Annotated in this window: 20 protein-coding genes; 16 read left to right on the forward strand and 4 right to left on the reverse strand. The window is 46.6% G+C overall.

Features of this window, described 5'->3' with window-relative positions; translation table 11 throughout:
* The first annotated feature begins 1 nt into the window (after position 1).
* The 7 genes from IEY09_RS02425 to IEY09_RS02455 all read left to right on the forward strand — a co-directional run bounded on the left by IEY09_RS02425 (position 2) and on the right by IEY09_RS02455 (position 5,488).
* Positions 2 to 1,408 (forward strand): glutamate synthase small subunit GltD family protein, encoded by a 1,407-nt coding sequence (locus IEY09_RS02425; RefSeq protein WP_088585908.1) that lies wholly within the window; start codon positions 2 to 4, stop codon positions 1,406 to 1,408.
* 247 nt (positions 1,409 to 1,655) lie between these two features.
* Entirely contained in the window at positions 1,656 to 2,366 is a 711-nt protein-coding gene (locus IEY09_RS02430) for a 5'-methylthioadenosine/adenosylhomocysteine nucleosidase (protein WP_144375339.1), read from the forward strand.
* A 31-nt stretch (positions 2,367 to 2,397) separates the two neighbouring features.
* Positions 2,398 to 3,387 carry a cobalamin biosynthesis protein CobD/CbiB gene (locus IEY09_RS02435; RefSeq protein WP_188869704.1) on the forward strand — a complete coding sequence of 330 codons (990 nt, stop codon included), beginning with the start codon at positions 2,398 to 2,400 and terminating at the stop codon, positions 3,385 to 3,387.
* A gap of 55 nt (positions 3,388 to 3,442) precedes the next feature.
* Entirely contained in the window at positions 3,443 to 3,820 is a 378-nt protein-coding gene (locus IEY09_RS02440; RefSeq protein ID WP_037415657.1) for a DUF2721 domain-containing protein, read from the forward strand.
* Positions 3,817 to 4,443, forward strand: coding sequence for a trimeric intracellular cation channel family protein (locus IEY09_RS02445; RefSeq protein ID WP_188869706.1), 627 nt, complete (start codon positions 3,817 to 3,819; stop codon positions 4,441 to 4,443). Before IEY09_RS02440 ends, IEY09_RS02445 begins: the two co-directional genes overlap by 4 nt.
* Before the next feature lies 1 nt (position 4,444).
* The gene (locus tag IEY09_RS02450) at positions 4,445 to 4,936 is read left to right on the forward strand and encodes a nuclear transport factor 2 family protein (protein ID WP_037415527.1); all 492 of its coding nucleotides are present in this window, start codon (positions 4,445 to 4,447) and stop codon (positions 4,934 to 4,936) included.
* A gap of 123 nt (positions 4,937 to 5,059) precedes the next feature.
* A complete protein-coding gene (locus tag IEY09_RS02455; protein WP_037415525.1) occupies positions 5,060 to 5,488 on the forward strand; it encodes a hypothetical protein in 429 nt (142 codons plus the stop codon).
* A gap of 147 nt (positions 5,489 to 5,635) precedes the next feature.
* Here IEY09_RS02455 and tyrS read toward each other — a convergent pair whose 3' ends face one another.
* Positions 5,636 to 6,832 (reverse strand): tyrosine--tRNA ligase, encoded by a 1,197-nt coding sequence (tyrS, locus tag IEY09_RS02460; RefSeq protein WP_188869708.1) that lies wholly within the window; start codon positions 6,830 to 6,832, stop codon positions 5,636 to 5,638.
* Between the two features lie 126 nt (positions 6,833 to 6,958).
* Here tyrS and IEY09_RS02465 point away from each other — a divergent pair, with 126 nt between their 5' ends.
* The 5 genes from IEY09_RS02465 (at position 6,959) to IEY09_RS02485 (ending at position 11,597) form a co-directional block, all read left to right on the forward strand.
* The gene (locus tag IEY09_RS02465) at positions 6,959 to 8,356 is read left to right on the forward strand and encodes a peptidoglycan DD-metalloendopeptidase family protein (RefSeq protein ID WP_037415514.1); all 1,398 of its coding nucleotides are present in this window, start codon (positions 6,959 to 6,961) and stop codon (positions 8,354 to 8,356) included.
* Positions 8,357 to 8,376: 20 nt separating this feature from the next.
* Positions 8,377 to 9,486: an anhydro-N-acetylmuramic acid kinase gene (locus IEY09_RS02470; protein WP_037415511.1), complete on the forward strand. Its 1,110-nt coding sequence runs from the start codon at positions 8,377 to 8,379 to the stop codon at positions 9,484 to 9,486.
* A 403-nt stretch (positions 9,487 to 9,889) separates the two neighbouring features.
* Complete coding sequence (aqpZ, locus tag IEY09_RS02475) at positions 9,890 to 10,585, forward strand: aquaporin Z (protein WP_188869710.1); 696 nt, start codon at positions 9,890 to 9,892, stop codon at positions 10,583 to 10,585.
* Between the two features lie 156 nt (positions 10,586 to 10,741).
* Positions 10,742 to 11,122 (forward strand): DUF2750 domain-containing protein, encoded by a 381-nt coding sequence (locus IEY09_RS02480; protein WP_037415505.1) that lies wholly within the window; start codon positions 10,742 to 10,744, stop codon positions 11,120 to 11,122.
* Between the two features lie 19 nt (positions 11,123 to 11,141).
* Complete coding sequence (locus IEY09_RS02485; RefSeq protein WP_099457685.1) at positions 11,142 to 11,597, forward strand: hypothetical protein; 456 nt, start codon at positions 11,142 to 11,144, stop codon at positions 11,595 to 11,597.
* A gap of 104 nt (positions 11,598 to 11,701) precedes the next feature.
* On the opposite strand, the gene erpA is transcribed toward IEY09_RS02485, so the two are convergent.
* Positions 11,702 to 12,052, reverse strand: a complete 351-nt coding sequence (gene erpA / locus IEY09_RS02490) for an iron-sulfur cluster insertion protein ErpA (RefSeq protein WP_011071517.1) — start codon at positions 12,050 to 12,052, stop codon at positions 11,702 to 11,704.
* Entirely contained in the window at positions 12,045 to 12,851 is an 807-nt protein-coding gene (locus IEY09_RS02495) for a DUF6776 family protein (protein WP_047537771.1), read from the reverse strand. The genes erpA and IEY09_RS02495 overlap by 8 nt, the downstream gene beginning before the upstream one ends.
* A 74-nt stretch (positions 12,852 to 12,925) precedes the next feature.
* Between IEY09_RS02495 and IEY09_RS02500 the strand changes: the two genes are divergently transcribed.
* The 3 genes from IEY09_RS02500 (at position 12,926) to hemL (ending at position 17,199) form a co-directional block, all read left to right on the forward strand.
* Entirely contained in the window at positions 12,926 to 14,650 is a 1,725-nt protein-coding gene (locus IEY09_RS02500; RefSeq protein ID WP_099458505.1) for a chloride channel protein, read from the forward strand.
* 210 nt (positions 14,651 to 14,860) lie between these two features.
* Positions 14,861 to 15,880, forward strand: a complete 1,020-nt coding sequence (locus IEY09_RS02505) for an aspartate carbamoyltransferase (protein ID WP_037427609.1) — start codon at positions 14,861 to 14,863, stop codon at positions 15,878 to 15,880.
* A gap of 26 nt (positions 15,881 to 15,906) precedes the next feature.
* Positions 15,907 to 17,199 carry a glutamate-1-semialdehyde 2,1-aminomutase gene (hemL, locus tag IEY09_RS02510; protein ID WP_037427610.1) on the forward strand — a complete coding sequence of 431 codons (1,293 nt, stop codon included), beginning with the start codon at positions 15,907 to 15,909 and terminating at the stop codon, positions 17,197 to 17,199.
* A gap of 87 nt (positions 17,200 to 17,286) precedes the next feature.
* On the opposite strand, the gene IEY09_RS02515 is transcribed toward hemL, so the two are convergent.
* Positions 17,287 to 17,484 carry a hypothetical protein gene (locus tag IEY09_RS02515; protein WP_037415478.1) on the reverse strand — a complete coding sequence of 66 codons (198 nt, stop codon included), beginning with the start codon at positions 17,482 to 17,484 and terminating at the stop codon, positions 17,287 to 17,289.
* A 532-nt stretch (positions 17,485 to 18,016) separates the two neighbouring features.
* On the opposite strand from IEY09_RS02515, the gene nhaD reads away from it, so the two are divergent.
* Positions 18,017 to 19,264 (forward strand): sodium:proton antiporter NhaD, encoded by a 1,248-nt coding sequence (gene nhaD, locus IEY09_RS02520; protein WP_037427613.1) that lies wholly within the window; start codon positions 18,017 to 18,019, stop codon positions 19,262 to 19,264.
* Positions 19,265 to 19,287: the final 23 nt, after the last annotated feature.

The following is a 19,287-nucleotide window of genomic DNA, read 5'->3' on the forward strand; positions in this document are numbered from 1 at the left end:
GATGAGTAACGATTTTCAATTTATTGAAGTGGGTCGTAAAGACCCAACTAAACACCCTGCGGCAAAGCGTTCGACTCAGTTTATTGAGATTTATCAACCCTTTGCGCAAGCACAGGTGAGTGAACAAGCGGACCGTTGTCTCGATTGCGGTAACCCTTATTGTGAGTGGAAATGCCCGCTGCACAACTATATTCCCAACTGGCTGAAACTGGCGCAACAGGGTCGGATCATGGAGGCGGCGGACTTAGTCCATGAGACCAATACCCTGCCCGAGATCTGCGGCCGCGTCTGTCCACAGGACAGACTCTGTGAAGGGGCTTGTACCCTAAACGCCGACTTTGGCGCCGTGACTATTGGTAATGTGGAGAAATACATTACCGATACCGCCATCGCCCAAGGCTGGCGTCCGGATATGAGCAAGGTCACGCCCCGTAAAGAAAAAGTGGCGATTGTGGGCGCAGGTCCAGCTGGCTTAGGCTGCGCCGATATTCTTGCCCGTAATGGGGTTAAGGCTGTGGTGTTTGATAAATATCCCCAGATTGGTGGCCTGCTGACCTACGGTATTCCCGCCTTTAAGCTGGATAAAGCCGTGATGGCAACTCGCCGCACTGTGTTAGAAGGCATGGGTATCGAGTTCAAACTGGGCGTAACTGTGGGCAAAGATGTCGCCTTTAACCAACTGCTTGAGGAATACGATGCTGTCTTCCTCGGTATGGGAACCTACACCGCCATGAAAGCGGGCCTTGAGGGCGAAGATGCCCAAGGCGTGTACCAAGCCCTACCCTACTTGATTGGCAATACCCATCACCTGATGGGCAGCACAAGCCCTGATACGCCTTACCTTAACCTTGCCGGTAAGCGCGTGGTGGTCTTAGGTGGTGGTGATACCGCCATGGACTGTGTTCGCACCGCCGTGCGCCAAGGGGCTAGCAGCGTGATTTGTGCCTATCGCCGTGACGAAGCCAACATGCCGGGTTCTCGCCGCGAAGTGCAAAATGCCCGTGAAGAGGGAGTGAACTTCCTGTTTAACCGTCAACCCGTGGCGATTAAAACCCAGGATGGCAAAGTGGTGGGTGTCGAATGCGTTGAAACTCAAATGGGTAAAGCCGATGCGAGTGGCCGTCAACGTGCCGAAGCGATTGAAGGCAGTGAACAGCTACTCGACGCCGATGCGGTAATTATCGCCTTCGGTTTCCAACCTAGCCCTGCGCCTTGGTTTGCCGATTACGGCATTGAACTCGACCAATGGGGCCGAGTAAAAGCCAGTAAACAGGCCGATAATCCATTCCAAACCACCAATCCAAAGGTATTTGCTGGCGGCGATATGGTCCGTGGCTCGGATCTAGTTGTGACCGCAATTGCCGAAGGACGTGATGCCGCGCAAGGCATTCTTAACTACTTAGATTAATGGTTTTTTGTTGTACCGCTGTAGCTGTGAGTCTAGGACTCGTACCCACGAGTCCACCATTTGCTTGTGAATTTTGGCGCACCTTAGGGTGCGCATTTTTTTACCCATTCGCCGTTTAACATTATCCCAATCAAGCAATCGCAATCCCACAATAACGTCAAAGCATAACTGTGGTATATTAGCCGCCATTCTGTTATCCCACTCTTTTAGTGGCATCACACATTCAGTTGAATCAAAAGGGTCTCCCATGAAAATTGGTATTATTGGCGCAATGGAGCCAGAAGTTGCCCATCTTATTGCGGCTATGACAAACGCCTCTTCGCAAACGATTGCAGGTGTTGAATTTATCGCTGGCACCTTAGCGGGCAAAGACGTTGTAGTCACCCGCTCTGGTATTGGTAAAGTTGCCGCCAGTATCGCCACCACACTGCTAATTGAAAAATACGCCCCCGATGCGGTGATCAACACAGGTTCTGCGGGTGGTTTTGTCGATTCACTGTCGATTGGCGATATCGTGATTTCATCCGAAGTGCGCCACCACGATGTGGATGTCACCGCATTTGGTTACGAAATAGGCCAAATGGCGCAGCAACCCGCAGCCTTTATTCCAGCGCCATACTTAGTCGAAGCAGCCAATAAGGCCATCGCACAATTAGGCGAAGTGAAAGCGATTGAAGGCTTAATCTGTACTGGCGATAGCTTTATTTGCGACCCTGTTCGCACCAAGACCATGTTGGAGCACTTCCCAACCATGGCGGCCTGTGAGATGGAAGGCGCGGCAATTGCCCAAGTTTGTCATCAGTTCGGCGTGCCATTTGTGGTGATCCGCTCGCTCTCTGACAACGCCAACAACGACTCCCCCGTCGACTTCGATTCTTACATTGTGAAGGCAGGTTACCATTCAGCATTGATGGTGATGTTGCTGCTTGAGCAATTAGATCCAAACTCAGTAAAGTAATTGACTAAAGCATGATTGCGGAAAGTACCTGATGCACAGTTCTTTTTATCAACAACTTGTCGAAATTGATGGCGCTTTGTTTGAGGGCTTCTTGGTACTTTTCTTTGCTTTATTGCTGGCGCGTTTAGCGCCATTGCCGAGGGAAATGCAGCCACTGATTTGGTTTAGTCACTTAGCCAAACAGCTCGCCGCCAAAGTCAATCGCCCCGGACGCGCGCCCAGCCAACAGGCAACCGCCGGCTTTTTATCCATGTTGCTGCTGGTATTTCCCTTTTGGGCGATTATCACTTTCTTACTCGAGCTCGCGGCTTTCCCTTGGTTTTTTGAGTTTTTAGTTCTGTATCTGTGTTTGAGTGATGGAGGCTTTAGCCAAGTCGCCGACGAAATCGCTAAGGCATTAAAACGCGAGGATAATGCCAGCGCAAAAAAGCTATTACAGCCGTGGGTTGTCCGTGATACGGATAACCTATCGGAAGTGGGCTTAACCAAAGCGACGATTGAAAAATTGGCTACAGCGCCAATTTACGGTACGGCTTCGACTATCTTCTTCTTTGCGATCGCGGGTGCGCCTATGGTGCTGGCGGTCAGAATGATTAAACAACTCGAGCTCAGCTGGCCACCTATACAACCTAAATATCAGCATTTTTGCAGTACTGTGAATATTATCTCAACGGTACTACTGGCAATACCCGCTTGGTTATGGAGCCTATCTATTGCCATTCAGGGGGGCCCTAAAGCCTTGGCATTACTGTTTCGCACCTCTAAAAATCATCCCGCCCTACGGGGTTATGTGATGAGTGTGTCCTTAGTGGCGAATATTTTACGGATTGAATTAGGCGGACCGCAGAAGTTTTCGGGGCAACGCATTGATGTGGCGAAGATAGTCTATGGCCCACAGCCGCACCATGAGAATATTACTCCCGCAGTAAAACTCACCTCACGCGCCTGCGCAATTTGGTTTAGTTTTATCACGCTTCTTCCCTTCCTTTGGGCGGGTTTACGCTGGCTACAAACCCTGTGATATGATGCCTCTCATCTTAACATTAGGTTAAAGGCTGACTATCTTGTTCGAAAACATGCATGTCTCATTAACAACTCCTGCGTTGTTATTTCCGGCAATTTCCTTGCTATTACTAGCTTACACCAACCGATTCTTTGCACTGGCAGCATTGATCCGTCAGTTAAGTAACGGCGACAAACCCGTGCATCAGGATCAGATTAAAAACTTAAGTCAGCGGATCAGGATTATTCGCCGCATGCAGGAAGCTGGTGTATCGAGTTTTGCCCTGTGTGTGCTCTGTATGATTTTTATTTATATCGGTTTTAACAAGACTGGCTCCATCATCTTTGGTGCCAGCTTGTTACTCTTACTTTATTCACTGATTTTATCTGTCATTGAAATTCGTATTTCTGTGGATGCGCTTAATATCCATATCAAAGAGATGAGTAAATGAACCATTGGATTTACTTCTTCGATTTATGTGGCACGGCAGTATTTGCCCTGTCTGGCGCCTTAGCTGCTGGACGTCATCGCATGGACCCCTTTGGGGTGATAGTGCTTGCATCGGTTACTGCTGTAGGTGGTGGCAGTATCCGTGATGCGCTGATTGGTGCCACACCCGTGTTTTGGATCCGCGACCCAAACTACATCATCGTTATCCTTGCGACTGTAGTGGCTTGTTTGCTGTTAGTACGTCGCCCACGCAAGATGCCTGAGTATACGCTCCCCGTAGCTGATGCCTTAGGTTTAGCCCTGTTCACTGTGATTGGTGCAGAAAAAGCCCTCAATATGGGGCTAAGTGGCATGATTGCCGTCGTGATGGGCTTGATCACGGGCGTAGGAGGAGGCATTATTCGAGACTTACTGTGCCGACAAATCCCTATGGTGTTGCGCACTGAAATCTATGCCACGGCCTCAATTATCGGCGGTATTGGTTATACCGTAAGCTTAGCCTTGGGTATGGGCGAAAAAACGGCACTGTTTTTAGCCATGACCAGTGCATTAATGATCCGCCTATGCGCCATCAAATGGCATTTGTCGTTACCCGCCTTTGATCTCAAAACCAAGAGGGAATAGTTTGCGAATATTGTGTCTTTTAGTCTGCCTTATGTTTATTCCCGCATTGTTTCCTGTGTCTGTACATGCAAACTCAGGAGAAATGCCTGCGGAACAACAGTTAGCCATCAAATATATGAACGCGCTCACTGAACACGACTATAAAACACTCGGCAAATTCTATAACCGCGATAGTATTTTCTTCGATAAAACTGCCAATCGTAAATACACGGGTGGTCGTTTTATTATCGACTTTTTCGAGCGCGCCCATGAGGGAGTGCTCGAATATGATTTTAATATCGAGCATATGTATAACGCGGGCTCATTAGTGGTGATGATTGGTAACTATCACTTTAAGGGGCCAGGGGAGCAATTTGGTAAGCCCGGCAAAATCATTGATGTCGCTATCCCTGGCGTGACTAGCCTTAAACTTGATATGCGCAACCATAGAGTCGCAGAGCATGTGGATCTGATTGACTATCAGACCATGTCAGACCAATTAGCGATGCAATAATCACAAAATTTCGCTTTGATTGAAACTTGAGCCCTAAAAATGAGTCGAAATCTACAATGAGTCATGCGACCGAACCATGGCGCTGAATGCCTAATTCGTTCGTTTAGTTTCAATGAGGTTTGTATGAAGTTTTTTGGACTGATTGCCCTGCTCGCCCTAAATGCTTTGATACTCGTGCCCAACGCACAGGCGCAGCAGCCGATTATTGTTTCCTATGCGGTGCAACCTGTAAGCCATTTCAATCAACAACTGCGTATTGCCCAAGCACAACATCAAGCTTGGAGTGAAGATCCCAAAACCATAAGTAACCAATACGCGGGGCAAAAGTTCACCCTAGTTCGGACCCAGCCGACAAAGTATGGAATATTGACCTATCAAGTGAGTGAAATATCTAAACAACATCCACAAATGCTGTTGATTTTATCACTCAAAAAAGATGCCCAACGCTGGCAGGTCGATTCAGCTCAACTAGCTTGGAAGTGTCGTGATGGCCAGCATTTTGGCACCGACAGATGTAATATTGGTGAACATGAGGCCAGTACGGCACCTTAAGCCTGCATCTCAGATGTAGCCAGCACCAGATAAAATACAGAGATAAAAAGAGCGCCCTTAGTTGGCGCTCTTTTTACTGCTTGGTAAGTACTTATTAACCGTTTAAGCACTCACTGGCTGTAGTCACATGGTGATATCCGATTCAGCTTAAACCAGAGTCACTTTCGCGAACTTACGCTTACCGACTTGGAATACGGCAACCGTGCCAGCGCTTAAGGTCATACGGCTATCGTCAACCTTCTCACCATCCATCTTCACCGCGCCTTGCTTGATCATACGCATCGCATCGGAAGTCGAACCGACTAAGTCGGCATCTTTAAGTAAGTTAGCAATCGCTAAGCCTTCACCCGCCGCTAGTTCAACCTCTGGGATATCATCAGGGATAGCACCCTTTTGGAAACGGTCGATAAAGGCTTGATGGGCACTTTCAGCGGCGGCTTCGTCGTGGAAGCGCGCAATGATTTCCTTCGCGAGTGCAATCTTGGTATCACGAGGGTTAGCACCGTTGGCGATATCTTGTTTGAACTGTTCAATCTCGGCCAAAGGACGGAATGACAGCAGCTCAAAGTAACGCCACATTAATTCGTCAGAAATCGACATGATCTTGCCGAACATTTCATTGGCGAGCTCACTCACACCAATGTAGTTGTGCGCCGATTTAGACATTTTCTTCACGCCATCTAAACCTTCAAGCAGTGGCATCATAATCACAGCTTGTGGTTTTTGGCCTTCGGCTTTCTGTAACTCACGACCCATTAATAGGTTGAACTTCTGGTCAGTCCCCCCTAATTCAACGTCGGCCTTGAGCGCTACAGAGTCATATCCTTGCAGTAGCGGATACATAAATTCGTGGATAGCGATTGATTGACCCGATGCATAACGCTTCTTAAAGTCATCACGTTCCATCATACGAGCAACAGTTTGCTGTGAGGCTAAACGAATCATCCCAGCCGCGCCTAATGGCTCTAACCAGCTCGAGTTGAACTCAATACGCGTTTTTGCGGGATCAAGGATTTTATAAACCTGCTCTTTATAGGTCTCGGCATTGGCTAACACTTGCTCACGAGTCAGTGGTGGACGAGTGCTGTTTTTACCACTTGGATCACCCACCATACCGGTAAAGTCACCAATTAAGAAAATGACCTCATGACCTAACTCTTGGAATAATCTTAACTTATTTAAAATTACTGTGTGTCCAAGATGGATATCCGGTGCAGTAGGATCTGCGCCTAACTTGATACGAAGTGGACGTCCTTCTTTGAGTTTTTCCAGCAGATCCGATTCGAGTAGGATCTCGTCGGTACCACGTCTAATTTCTGCTAATACTTGGTCTAAATCAGCCATCTCGGCGGGGACTCCTAAGGCCATAGTCATAAAATGAGGAGACTTATGTTACTTGTTAGCCACCACAATTGAAAGTGTGTACACTAACGGGATTATTCAAGCCTTAGGTTATCGGTATCGGCGTCAATGGGAAAGGTTATAACGTTATTTAAATTGTTGCCTAAAAAGCATCAAATTCTCCTCAGCATTCTTTCTGTTATCACAATGATAACCTTGCTCTTTCCCTCTGAAGAAGCCCAAGCTTCAAGACAAACTCAAGGTATTGCAGATCATCAAGTCAACACCCGTTACGATGTGCCCTTAGCCTTTCGCTCACCAGAGCGTCCAGAAGGCATTGAAGGACAAACACAGGATGAGGCAAATCGAGCCACAGCCTTGTCTTCAGTAGACGCGTTAGCTGCGGGTAATCATTCAGCCCCCGAAACCCTAGAGAGCGCCCACCATAGGGATGTTGAGCATTTTAATGTTAAGAATGGCGATACTTTAGCCGCCGTTTTTGAGCGAGCAGGACTCACCAGCAAAGATGTATATGAAATCACTCAGTTACCGCTCGCCAAGCAGAATCTATTAAAAATCATTCCTGGCGAAGAAATTGTGATCTCTAAGGACGTCAATGGTGATTTAACCGAAGTGCGCTACCGTGTTGATGCGATATCAACCTTAGTGATCACTAAAGATCACGACAGGTATTTTGAAAAAATCACCGAAAAAGACATTGAAATTCGCACTCAATTCACCAGCGCGAAAATTAAGAGTAACTTCTGGAACGCTGCCGTAGATGCGGGCTTAAATGCTAACCAAATTATGCAACTCTCAACCGTATTTGGTTGGGATATCGACTTTGCCTTAGATTTACGCGAGGGCGATAGCTTCGCCATTATCTATGAGCAAGAGTATGCCGAAGGCGAGTTTTTACGTAATGGCAATATCTTAGCTGCGGAGTTTATTAACCAAGATGAGCGCTACACTGCAGTGCGCTACACCGACGGTAACTACTATTCCGAAAATGGCACAAGTATGCGTAAGGCATTCTTACGCTCACCGGTTGACTTTAAATATGTCAGTTCAAACTTTAATCCTAGACGCCTGCATCCAGTGACAGGACAAGTTAAAGCTCATCGTGGTGTTGACTATGTTGCCGCAATTGGCACCCCCATTAAAGCGGCAGGCAATGGACGAGTTATCGAATCCGGCTACAATCAATTTAATGGTAACTATGTGTTCATTAAGCACAACGATACCTACACGACCAAGTATTTACATTTGACCAAGCGTAATGTCAGCAAAGGGGCTAGCGTTAAGCAGGGGCAAATTATTGGCACATTAGGCAAAACAGGACGCGTCACGGGTGCTCACCTACACTATGAATTTATCGTCAATGGGGTGCACCGCAATCCAAGAACAGTGGATTTGCCCAAGGCCGAATCAATCGCCCGTAAAGAAAAATCTCAATTCGATACTATCAGCAAACAGTTGATGGCAAGCATTTCACAGAACAAGCAAACCCAATTGGCGATGCAATAACGACGGATGGATCCCATCAAATGAACAAGGCTTATTATATTGGACTGATGTCAGGCACCAGTATGGATGGTGTCGATGCTGTGCTAGTCGACTTTGCGGGCGAGCAGCCGCAGCTGATTGCAACGCATACCGAGGCGATCCCGAGCCATTTGCTCAAAGGATTACAACGCCTGTGTCTGCCAGGCAATGATGAAATTAACCGCCTTGGCCGCCTAGACCGCAGTGTTGGCAAATTATTTGCTCTTGCAGTCAATAACTTGCTCGCCAAAGCCCTGATAGCCAAAGAAGACATCATAGCCATTGGTAGCCATGGCCAAACTGTGCGCCATATGCCAAATCTTGAGGTAGGTTTTACCCTGCAGATTGGCGATCCCAACACCATAGCAACCGAAACGGGCATAGATGTGATTGCCGATTTTCGCCGCAAAGACATCGCCTTAGGCGGCCAAGGCGCGCCATTAGTGCCCGCTTTTCACCAGCAAACCTTTGCCCAAGTCGGAAAAAAACGCATCATCCTCAATATTGGTGGTATTGCCAATATCACCTATCTGCCGGGTAATAGCGATGAAGTCTTAGGTTTTGATACTGGGCCGGGCAACACCTTAATTGATGCCTGGATTCAGCAAGTAAAGAATGAACCCTATGACAAAAATGGTACTTGGGCAGCATCGGGTAAAACCGATCAACAGCTACTCGCGCAATTGTTGTCGCACCCTTATTTCTCCCTTGCTTATCCAAAGAGTACTGGGCGAGAACTATTTAATCAGGCCTGGTTAGAGCAGCAATTATCGGCGTTTAATCAATTAGATGAAGAAGATATTCAATCGACACTGCTCGATTTAACCTGTCACAGTATTGCCCGCGACATCCTTAAACTCGCCCAAGCAGGGGAATTATTTGTCTGTGGTGGTGGCGCTTTCAATGGCGAGCTAATGCAGCGTTTAGCGGAGTTACTGCCGAATTATCATATCAATACCACCTCTGCACTCGGAGTCGATCCTAAATGGGCCGAAGGCATCGCCTTTGCATGGCTTGCGATGCGCCATCACTTAGGCCTGCCAGCCAATCTACCTGCCGTCACTGGCGCTTCCCGCGAAGCCGTTTTGGGTGGACGTTTTAGCGCTAAGTAATATTAATGGACACAAATGCTCTTGAGTATTTGTGTCCTGATGATTCTCTTCTATCGACTAAATCACTTTTAATAAAGCCAATTCAAAAACACCGCCAACAACCAATATCCCCTCACATTAAAGTTATCTTTGTCTTTGATATTAATCTAAATACTTAAAACCCATCTATGCTTGATCACAGTTGTGTCATGCAAACTTGCTAAAGTGGTTGTTAACTAAGCCGTAAATACGCAAAGCCAGGTTGTGATGGTCTATAGAGATCCGAACAATCTGCGGGCACAACACTTCAATTAAGGGAATGGTTATTTATCTAGCTACACTTAACCAGCAAGATTAACAATGGTTTATGCAATGGCGTCAAAAAGCCATACCGGCATCAATCGACTGAATAGGAAATCAATCAATGAATATGTCACAAAAAATGGCGGCAGAATTTTTGGGTACACTCTGGCTGGTACTTGGTGGCTGTGGCAGTGCAGTACTGGCAGCAGCTTTTCCTGAGGTGGGCATAGGCTTACTCGGAGTGTCACTCGCCTTTGGTTTAACCGTTCTCACTATGGCCTTCGCGATTGGTCATATCTCAGGTTGCCACCTCAACCCAGCGGTATCATTTGGGCTCTGGGCTGGCGGACGTTTTCCTGCATCGGAACTGTTGCCTTATATCATTGCCCAAGTTGCGGGCGGTATTGTCGGTGCTGGCGTGTTGTACGCAATCGCCTCAGGGCAAGAAGGTTTTAGTCTCGCGGCAGGTTTTGCTTCTAATGGCTTTGGTGAACATTCTCCAGGCGGCTATAGCATGATATCGGTAATGATCTGCGAAATTGTAATGACCTTATTTTTTCTACTCGTCATTTTAGGCTCAACCGATGAACGAGCGCCTAAAGGCTTTGCCCCGATCGCTATTGGTTTATGCTTAACCCTAATCCACCTCATCAGTATTCCTGTATCTAACACCTCAGTAAACCCTGCCCGCAGCACAGGCCCAGCGCTATTTGTTGGTGATTGGGCCGTCTCACAATTATGGCTATTTTGGGCAGCTCCGATCATTGGTGCCATTTTAGCGGGCGTTATCTACCGTTATTTCAACGCTGCCAAGTAATCCCTCTATGCCAACAGCGCTTTGGCTGCGCTGTTGTGCTTTTTCAAACCCCGCTCTAATGTTACCATCTTGGCAACTGGTGAGTTTTGCTGTGCCCACGTTTTTACTTTTGTGGCACGACAGGCTTCGCCCTATTCACGCATAAGAGATATTTTCATGAGCAAGACTGTTAAAACCTTTGCAGAAGCCGCTGGCATGACTCCAGAAGCGCGTTACGACTACCTCGTTGAACAAATCAAGCAACATAAAGTGTTATGGACGCTTCAAGATCAAGATGGTTGCGTGATGCTAACCACTGAAGATGAAGACTGTATCCCAATGTGGCCAACCGAAGAAGCGGCTGAATCTTGGGCAGTCGATGATTGGAGCGACTGCCAAACCTTAGCGATTCCCTATGATGAATGGCATGAACGATGGGTACCAGGCATGGAAGATGACGATCTGTTCGTTGCCGTATTCCCTGTACAGGACGACTTAGGTGTGGTGATCCCACCCTATGAATTAGATCAACGTTTAGTCACTAAACAAAGCCACTAATCCACAAGGGCAAACCACAATGTCGCTGAGCGAGCAAGAATCCTCTTTGGCAACGCAGGCTACGCCACACTTGGCAAAAGCCCGTTTACCTAAACGCTTAATTGCTTTGCTGCTACTTTACGTCGCAGCATCGGTAAGCGGTTTAATCGCCAAACAAGGGGTACTTTTCTGCCTGTTAACCCTATTGATGGTGCTCGGGATTATAGGTCGCCAAAAGGCTGGGCTAATTATGCTAAGAGGTTATACCTTAGTGCAGTTAGCATTAGTGAGTATGCTACCAGTACTGTTATACGATCCTGACAACCTCGTCGCAGGACCAACCACCGTGCACCTTGGCCAGTGGCAGGGAAAACTACCTGACTATGTGATTTTTACTGTGTTGATTGTCTTATCTTTATTGCAGGTTTGGATCGCATTCGATAAGGACGTTAAAGCTTGGTTTAAGCCCAAGTTAAACCTCAATATTATGAACTAACGGCCTATACCAACGCAGCTCAGTAGATCATTACCAATAAAAAAGCCGTCTTGTCGACGGCTTTTTTATTTTCTATATCAGCTAACTACATTTGTAACACAAGCTTATACAGAGAAACTTGCACCACAGCCACAGGTGGTTGTGGCATTAGGGTTCTTCACAAAGAAACGCGAACCTTCGAGACCTGAAGTGTAATCCACTTCACCGCCAACGAGGTATTGTAAGCTCATGGGATCGACGACCAATTGGACGCCTTGTTTCTCAACAGTGAAGTCGCCTTCATTGACCTTTTCATCAAAGGTAAAGCCGTACTGAAATCCAGAACAACCACCGCCAGTAACATACACGCGTAGCTTAAGTGCAGGATTTTGCTCTTCTTCCAACAAGCCTTTTACCTTAGCGGCTGCCGCATCGGTAAATTTAATTGGCATTGTTGCGTCAGCTTGATCAGTCATTACTACCTCTTACATCAGTTTTCTGGGGCAAATTATCCGTTACCTGACTATTTTGTTCAAGTATTACCCGCGGTTCTTTTTCACCCTGTAATAATTCAGGGACACTATAGACATGTTCTGTCTGCGAATTTTTAGTCCAGCGGCTCGAAGGCACCACCACTTTCACTTTGACTTGCACCACATTAAAGCCAGCTGGCACAGTAACTTTGGTATCTATGACCTGAAAATAGCGAAAATCAAATTCAAGCTTAGAACCCGTGAGTTTGTTCACACTTAACTCAACAGATTTACCATCTTGCACACCAATAAGCGTGATTTCGGTGCGGCCTTGAATCGCCTGCTTACGTTTTTGCAGCTGAGTCAAAATCAGTTTGAAATTATATTCATCAACTAAGGCCCCTGGCGTCATTTCAAGGCCATGGATAGCCACACCTTCAGCGTTGTCATCTGGTGACATAATGCTGCGATAAAAGGCTAATTCGTGCTCTAGCTCTTTTTGTTTTTTCATCTGCTGTGCAAACATATCTTGCATTTGCGCATTGGCTTCGCGTTCGACAGATAGCTCTAAATTGCGGGTAGCGAGTTCCTGGGTTTGCAACTCAAGTTCAGCGGTAACACGTTGTAATTTACCCCCACCAATGTGCTTCACGACAGCTTCATCACTGTTTAATACAATAAAGCTCACCCAAGCGCCCAATAAAAATGCTACAAAAACTAATAGCAATAAATACTTGGTCGATGGACGATACTTTAAATCCATGACTTGCAGCCGGTCTAGCCAACGATGATAATTTGGCATTAGGTAACAGCCCCTTATATAAAATACAATCAACTCAAGAACGAGTTCGATACAATACAACTCAGGCCAATGCAGTGCAATTAACGATAAATAAAGCCGCGATTCAAGACGCTATCAGCACAGCTAAAAAGTACTTAACTAACGAGCTACGTGATCATTTATCTCAAGCCAAGATCAGTGCGCAGCTGTGCTTACTGGCCTTGTTATTCGCCATCTTCGCCTCCTGCGTGATCCTGTTGTTTCGACTCTTACTCCAGTGGGCAAACCATTACACCCAAATCGAGACGCAGGATTTTACGGGTAACATCACCGACTGGCGAGCATTGTTGCCACTTTTTGGCGCCTTGTTGATCTGGATTGTCGCCAAACTCGGCTCTAAACGTTACAAGCGCATGGGGATTGCCTATGTATTACATAGGGTTAAATTGCATTACGGCAAAATCCCCTTGCAATCTGCTGCAGGGCAATTTTTTCAGGCCTTGTTTGCCTTAGGGACTAATTTTTCGGTGGGCCGTGAAGGCCCCGCCATTCACCTTGGCGCCGTAAGTGCCAGTGTTCTAGCCGAAAAATTTAATCTTCCCGACAATAGTGTACGGATTATGTGCGCCAGCGGCATTGCCGCGGGGATTGCCGCCACCTTTAACGCCCCACTAGCGGCAGTGATTTTTGTACTCGAAGTGATCGTGCGCGAGTACAAAGTGCATTACTTCTTCCCGATTATGCTATCCGCCATTTGCGGCGCGGTTTCCAGCCAGCTGGTGTTTGGCAATGTGCATGAGTTTGACCGCATTCAGGTGATCCATATTCCATTGGATCACTATCCGATTTTAGCCCTTGGCGGTATTGCACTAGGCTGCGCCGCCGCCTTCTTCAATTACGCGCTCCTTAAAGTCACTGCTACGGGGCAAAACTGGCCACTGATTTATCGGCTTTTGCTGGCGGGCGGTATCACCACCCTGATTGGCTTAATCTTGCCGCAGGCGCTGGGCACTGGAGATTTAGCGATCAGTGAAGCCATTAGCGAGCATCCCAGTTTATTGCTGTTAATCGCCCTGCTTGCCGCAAAGATTATTGCGACGATTGCGGCTATAGGGCTTGGGATCCCGGGCGGATTGATTGGCCCGCTCTACGGCATTGGCGCCTTGATCGGTGCTATCTTAGCCTTAGTCAGTGCGATGTTATTCCCTTCGATTGCGCCTTACGTTGGCCTCTATACAGTGATAGGCATGACGGCCATGATGGGCGTTTGCCTAAGTGCGCCGCTCGCTGCATTAGTCGCGCTGCTCGAAATGACCAACGATGCCAGTATTATTCTGCCCGCGATGTTTGTCACAGCTCCCGCATTTTTGATTGCCTATCAAGGTTTTAAAACTAACTCTATCTTCTTCAAGCAGTTAGAAATTATGGGCTTAGGCTATAAAGTGGCCCCCGTGAATCTGGCGCTACAGAAAAAAGGCGTACGCGCCCTGATGGATAAGCGCTTCGTTATCGTTAACAACAACGATGAGCTACTGCTCGAGGTGTTAAAACGCGCCGAAGGTCGCCCTGTGTTAGTACGTAATGCCGATGGGCTAATAGAAATGCTCAGCCTTGAGATGCAATCCTTTGATGACAACATCACCCTCTCACGCCATCCCATGCAGGGACTAAGTGATACCAAAACCTTAGATGAGGTCTATTCAATACTGTCACCCAAGCGCAGCGGTGAAGTCTTTATCTATCAAGACACGCCAGATAACGTGGTAGGGGTGATTAGTTGGTCGAACCTACAGCAAGAAATTCGCTCAGGCCAAGTCTAAGCCAAATCACAGACTAAACAGTCAACCAAGAGTGGATTGGATTCACAAAATCCTGTTGTTTCACGGTAAAAATACATTACAGAGGCAAGGGTGCTATTTCGCTGCCTTGGTGCATCTGTTACAATCGCGCCTCAGCCACCCTACATAACATTAGGGCTACGAGCGCAATATCTGCACTTGAACGCCCCCTAGCAATTGGAAAACAGGCTGATGAACCAGTTCGAAGGATCCCACATCCTCTCCGTAAACCAGTTAGATCTTGATTCAATCCAAACTATTTTTAATGTCGCCCACCGCATGATGCCCTATGCACTTCGTGAGAAGCGCACAAAAGTGCTCGAAGGCGCCATTTTAGGTAACCTGTTTTTCGAGCCAAGTACCCGTACCCGCGTCAGTTTTGGCTGTGCCTTTAACTTACTCGGCGGCCATGTGCGTGAAACCACTGGTATGGCCTCTTCGTCCTTATCTAAGGGTGAATCCCTGTACGATACCGCCCGCGTACTCTCAACCTATTCCGATGTGATTGCGATGCGCCACCCTGACTCATACTCTGTCAAAGAGTTTGCCGAAGGTAGCCGCGTCCCCGTAATCAATGGCGGTGATGGTTCGAACGAGCACCCAACCCAAGCATTGCTCGATTTGTTTACCATTCAAAAAGAGTTAGGTCATGCTGGCCGAGGTATCGATGGCATGCATATCGCTATGGTCGGTGATTTAAAGTTTGGCCGCACCGTGCATTCATTGTCGCGCTTGCTGTGCATGTATAAGAACATCAGCTTCACACTGATTTCACCAGCTGAATTAGCTATGCCTGATTATGTGATCTCAGACATTGAAAATGCTGGCCATAGCATCAAAATAACAGACCAGCTTGAAGGCCACTTAGATAAAGCAGATATTCTTTATCTGACCCGCATTCAAGAAGAGCGCTTCCCATCTCAGGAAGAAGCAAACAAATACCGCGGTAAATTCCGTTTGAATCGCAGTATTTACACCCAACATTGCAAATCTAACACTGTGATCATGCACCCACTGCCACGGGATTCGCGAGCACAAGCTAATGAGTTAGATAATGATTTAAACAGCCATCCTAATCTCGCTATCTTCAGACAGGCGGACAATGGACTGTTAATTCGTATGGCACTGTTTGCATTGACACTCGGGGTTGACTCGCAACTCGAAAAATATGAGTGTCCCGTTAATTGGTATTCACGTAAAGCCGATCGCTAATCGGCTACATACTTTAAGGACTTAACATGACCCGTTCCGAAGCGCTATTTGAACAGGCTAAAAAAACCATCCCCGGCGGTGTTAACTCTCCGGTTCGTGCATTTAACGGTGTAGGTGGCTCCCCCCTGTTTATTGAAAAAGCTGATGGCGCTTATATTTACGATGCCGATGGTAAAGCTTATATCGACTATGTCGGTTCTTGGGGCCCGATGATCCTCGGCCACAACCATCCGAAGATCCGTGAAGCCGTATTGGCTGCGGTACATAATGGTCTGTCTTTTGGCGCGCCGACCGAACTTGAAGTACAAATGGCTGAGAAAGTGATCGCCATGGTACCTTCTATCGAGCAAGTCCGTATGGTGAGCTCAGGTACTGAAGCGACCATGAGTGCAATTCGCTTAGCGCGCGGTTTTACTAATCGTGACAAGATCTTAAAATTTGAAGGTTGCTACCATGGTCACGCTGACTGTCTATTAGTTAAAGCAGGTTCCGGTGCATTAACCTTAGGCCAACCCAGCTCACCTGGTATTCCTGAAGATTTCGCAAAGCACACCTTAACTGCTGTGTATAACGATCTGGATTCTGTTCGTTCGCTGTTCGAGCAATATCCAACTGAGATTTCTTGTATCATTATCGAGCCCGTTGCTGGCAACATGAACTGCATTCCACCTATCCCAGGCTTCCTCGAAGGTCTGCGTAGCCTGTGTGATGAGTTTGGTGCGCTGCTGATTATCGACGAAGTGATGACAGGTTTCCGTGTATCAAGAAGTGGCGCTCAAGGTCACTATGGCGTTACACCAGACTTAACCACACTCGGTAAAGTCATCGGTGGCGGTATGCCTGTAGGTGCATTTGGTGGCCGTAAAGATGTGATGCAGTTTATCGCACCAACTGGCCCTGTATACCAAGCAGGCACGCTTTCAGGTAACCCTATTGCGATGTCAGCGGGTCTAGCACAAATGGAAGCTCTGTGTGAAGAAGGTCTGTACGAAGCGCTGAGCGCTAAAACCAAGCGCATCGCCGAAGGCTTTAAAGCGGCGGCGGATAAGCACGGCATCCCAATGGCGATCAACTATGTTGGCGGCATGTTCGGCTTCTTCTTTACTGAGCAAGAGCAGATCACTCGCTTCGACCAAGTGACTAAGTGCAATATTGAGCACTTCCGCACTTTCTACCATGGCATGTTAGATGAAGGCGTTTACTTAGCACCGAGTGCTTATGAAGCTGGCTTCCTATCGATGGCCCATGGCGAAGAAGAATTGCGCCTCACGCTTGAAGCGGCTGATCGCGTATTAGCTCGCATGAAAGCGGCAATGTAAGCGAGCGCTTAAAATATCAAGGGACGCATTAGCGTCCCTTTTTCTTACTTAGCTTTTGAAAGTAATATTGTGCAAATCTTAGCCCAATCAATAGCTATCGGACTTTTTTGAACCTAAGGCCGACTTAAAGATAATCGCTGCGACTAAGGCTTGTAGAGTTAACGTGATGTGATCAATCACTAAGCTAGGATTGTGGAATATACCCAAAGCAAGTAATTGTTTACCACTGTAGATCAGCCAAACCAAAGAGCCTAAGAGTAAGAGACTCCGGAGTACAAAGTTCATTTTGCATCATCCTCAAAATACAACATCCAGTGTCCTAACGATAAAAGAGGCACAAGATACCGCTCACTTTCTGTTCGGTCAATATTTCGACGTGGCCATATCTGTGACTCACTCAGCACATTCCGTACAATTGTCGGTAATAAACTCAAATCCAGCATCTAATTTGAACCATTGAATTTTCAATCAGAATTTTCTCTCTAAAGAAAAATTAATTGCAGGATCGATAAAATAACGGCTTAGACTTTAATCGTAGATCTTACTTTACACTCAATAACCAACCCAAAATAAACAACATAAAAAACCAACAAAAAACCACAAGACAGTATTTAAAACTAAAAACACACCCAAACAACTGAGATACACATCACAAAGCAACGCAAAACTGAGTTACAGCTAACAGTTGCGTTATTCGCGCCATTATGTTCTGATCCGCACGCGTTAACACGGCAAACTTAATTAAGCCTTGATAATGCCACTCAATAGCTCGCCTTTGGCCTGCCACGACATTAAAACAGCAGTTGGAATTGCAGTTATGCTATATACCTTTCTGATCATACTGGCACTGCTTGCATTGCTCAGTATTATTTTTGAAGAAGTAACCCACCTTAATAAAGCAAAAACCACCTTATTCTTTGGCTGTATTTCATGGGTAGCACTATTCATGGCTGCTGGAGATCCTAGCCATGAGAAGTTAGTTGCTCATCAACTCAATGAAAACTTGCTTGAAATTGCCACCTTGTGGCTATTTTTAATGTCGACAATGACCTTTGTGGCCTATCTTAACGCCAAAGGTATGATTCAAATCATGGTGCAGAAGCTCTTTCCACAAAAGGTTTCTGTTCGGTTATTGATGATACAAGTCGCATTATTCTCGCTAATTCTGTCCGCCTTTTGTGATAACGTCACCGCTACATTGGTTTCTTTGGGCTTATTAACCACCTTCAAACTCGATAAACAGATGCGTCGCAGAATGGCGGTGTTGATTATTTTCGCAGTGAACTCAGGTGGTGTAGCATTGATCACTGGTGACGTCACCACGCTGATGATCTTCCTCGCGGGTCACGTACATATCTCCGAACTGTTAATGCTATTCATCCCATCAGCCGTGAGTGTCGTTTTACTGGCAACGCTCTTTTCGCTAAAAGCTGAAGGTATCGTCTCAACAACCCCAATTAAACATAGTTATCAAACGGTTGATCTACTGATTGCCCTCGTGTTCTTCTGCACGATTTTAATGACCATGTTACTCAACATTTTGTTTGGCATCCCTCCAGTACTGACCTTCTTAACCGGTCTGTCCATCATGTTCCTGATTGGTCATACAACGCGCAGCGATAAAGAAGAAATCAAGATCCTTGAATATATCCGCCAAGTTGAATATGACACTTTGTTATTCTTCTTAGGGATTTTATTGCTAGTTGGCATGCTTAAAGAAATCGGCACCTTAGATATGCTGACCGAGGCCTATGCCCTATTTAATCCAAATATCTCAAACTTTGTCACAGGCATGGGTTCAGCTCTTATCGATAACGTGCCACTCACTGCTGCCCTATTAAAAGCAGAACCTGTACTCAACACTCCAGAATGGTTAGGCTTAACCTACAGTGTGGGCGTAGGTGGTTCATTGTTAGTGATTGGTTCGGCTGCGGGTATCGTCGCCATGAGCAAAGTAAAAGAGCTCACTTTTGTAAGCTACTTGAAATATGTACCTGCACTATTCCTATGCTACTGTGTTGGCTATGGCTTAACTTTATTCCTCGCATATAACTTCTTTGCTTAATTTAAAACGATAAACAAAAGGCG

It is taken from the genome of Shewanella xiamenensis, from assembly GCF_014647135.1.
Taxonomy (GTDB): Bacteria; Pseudomonadota; Gammaproteobacteria; order Enterobacterales; family Shewanellaceae; genus Shewanella; species Shewanella xiamenensis.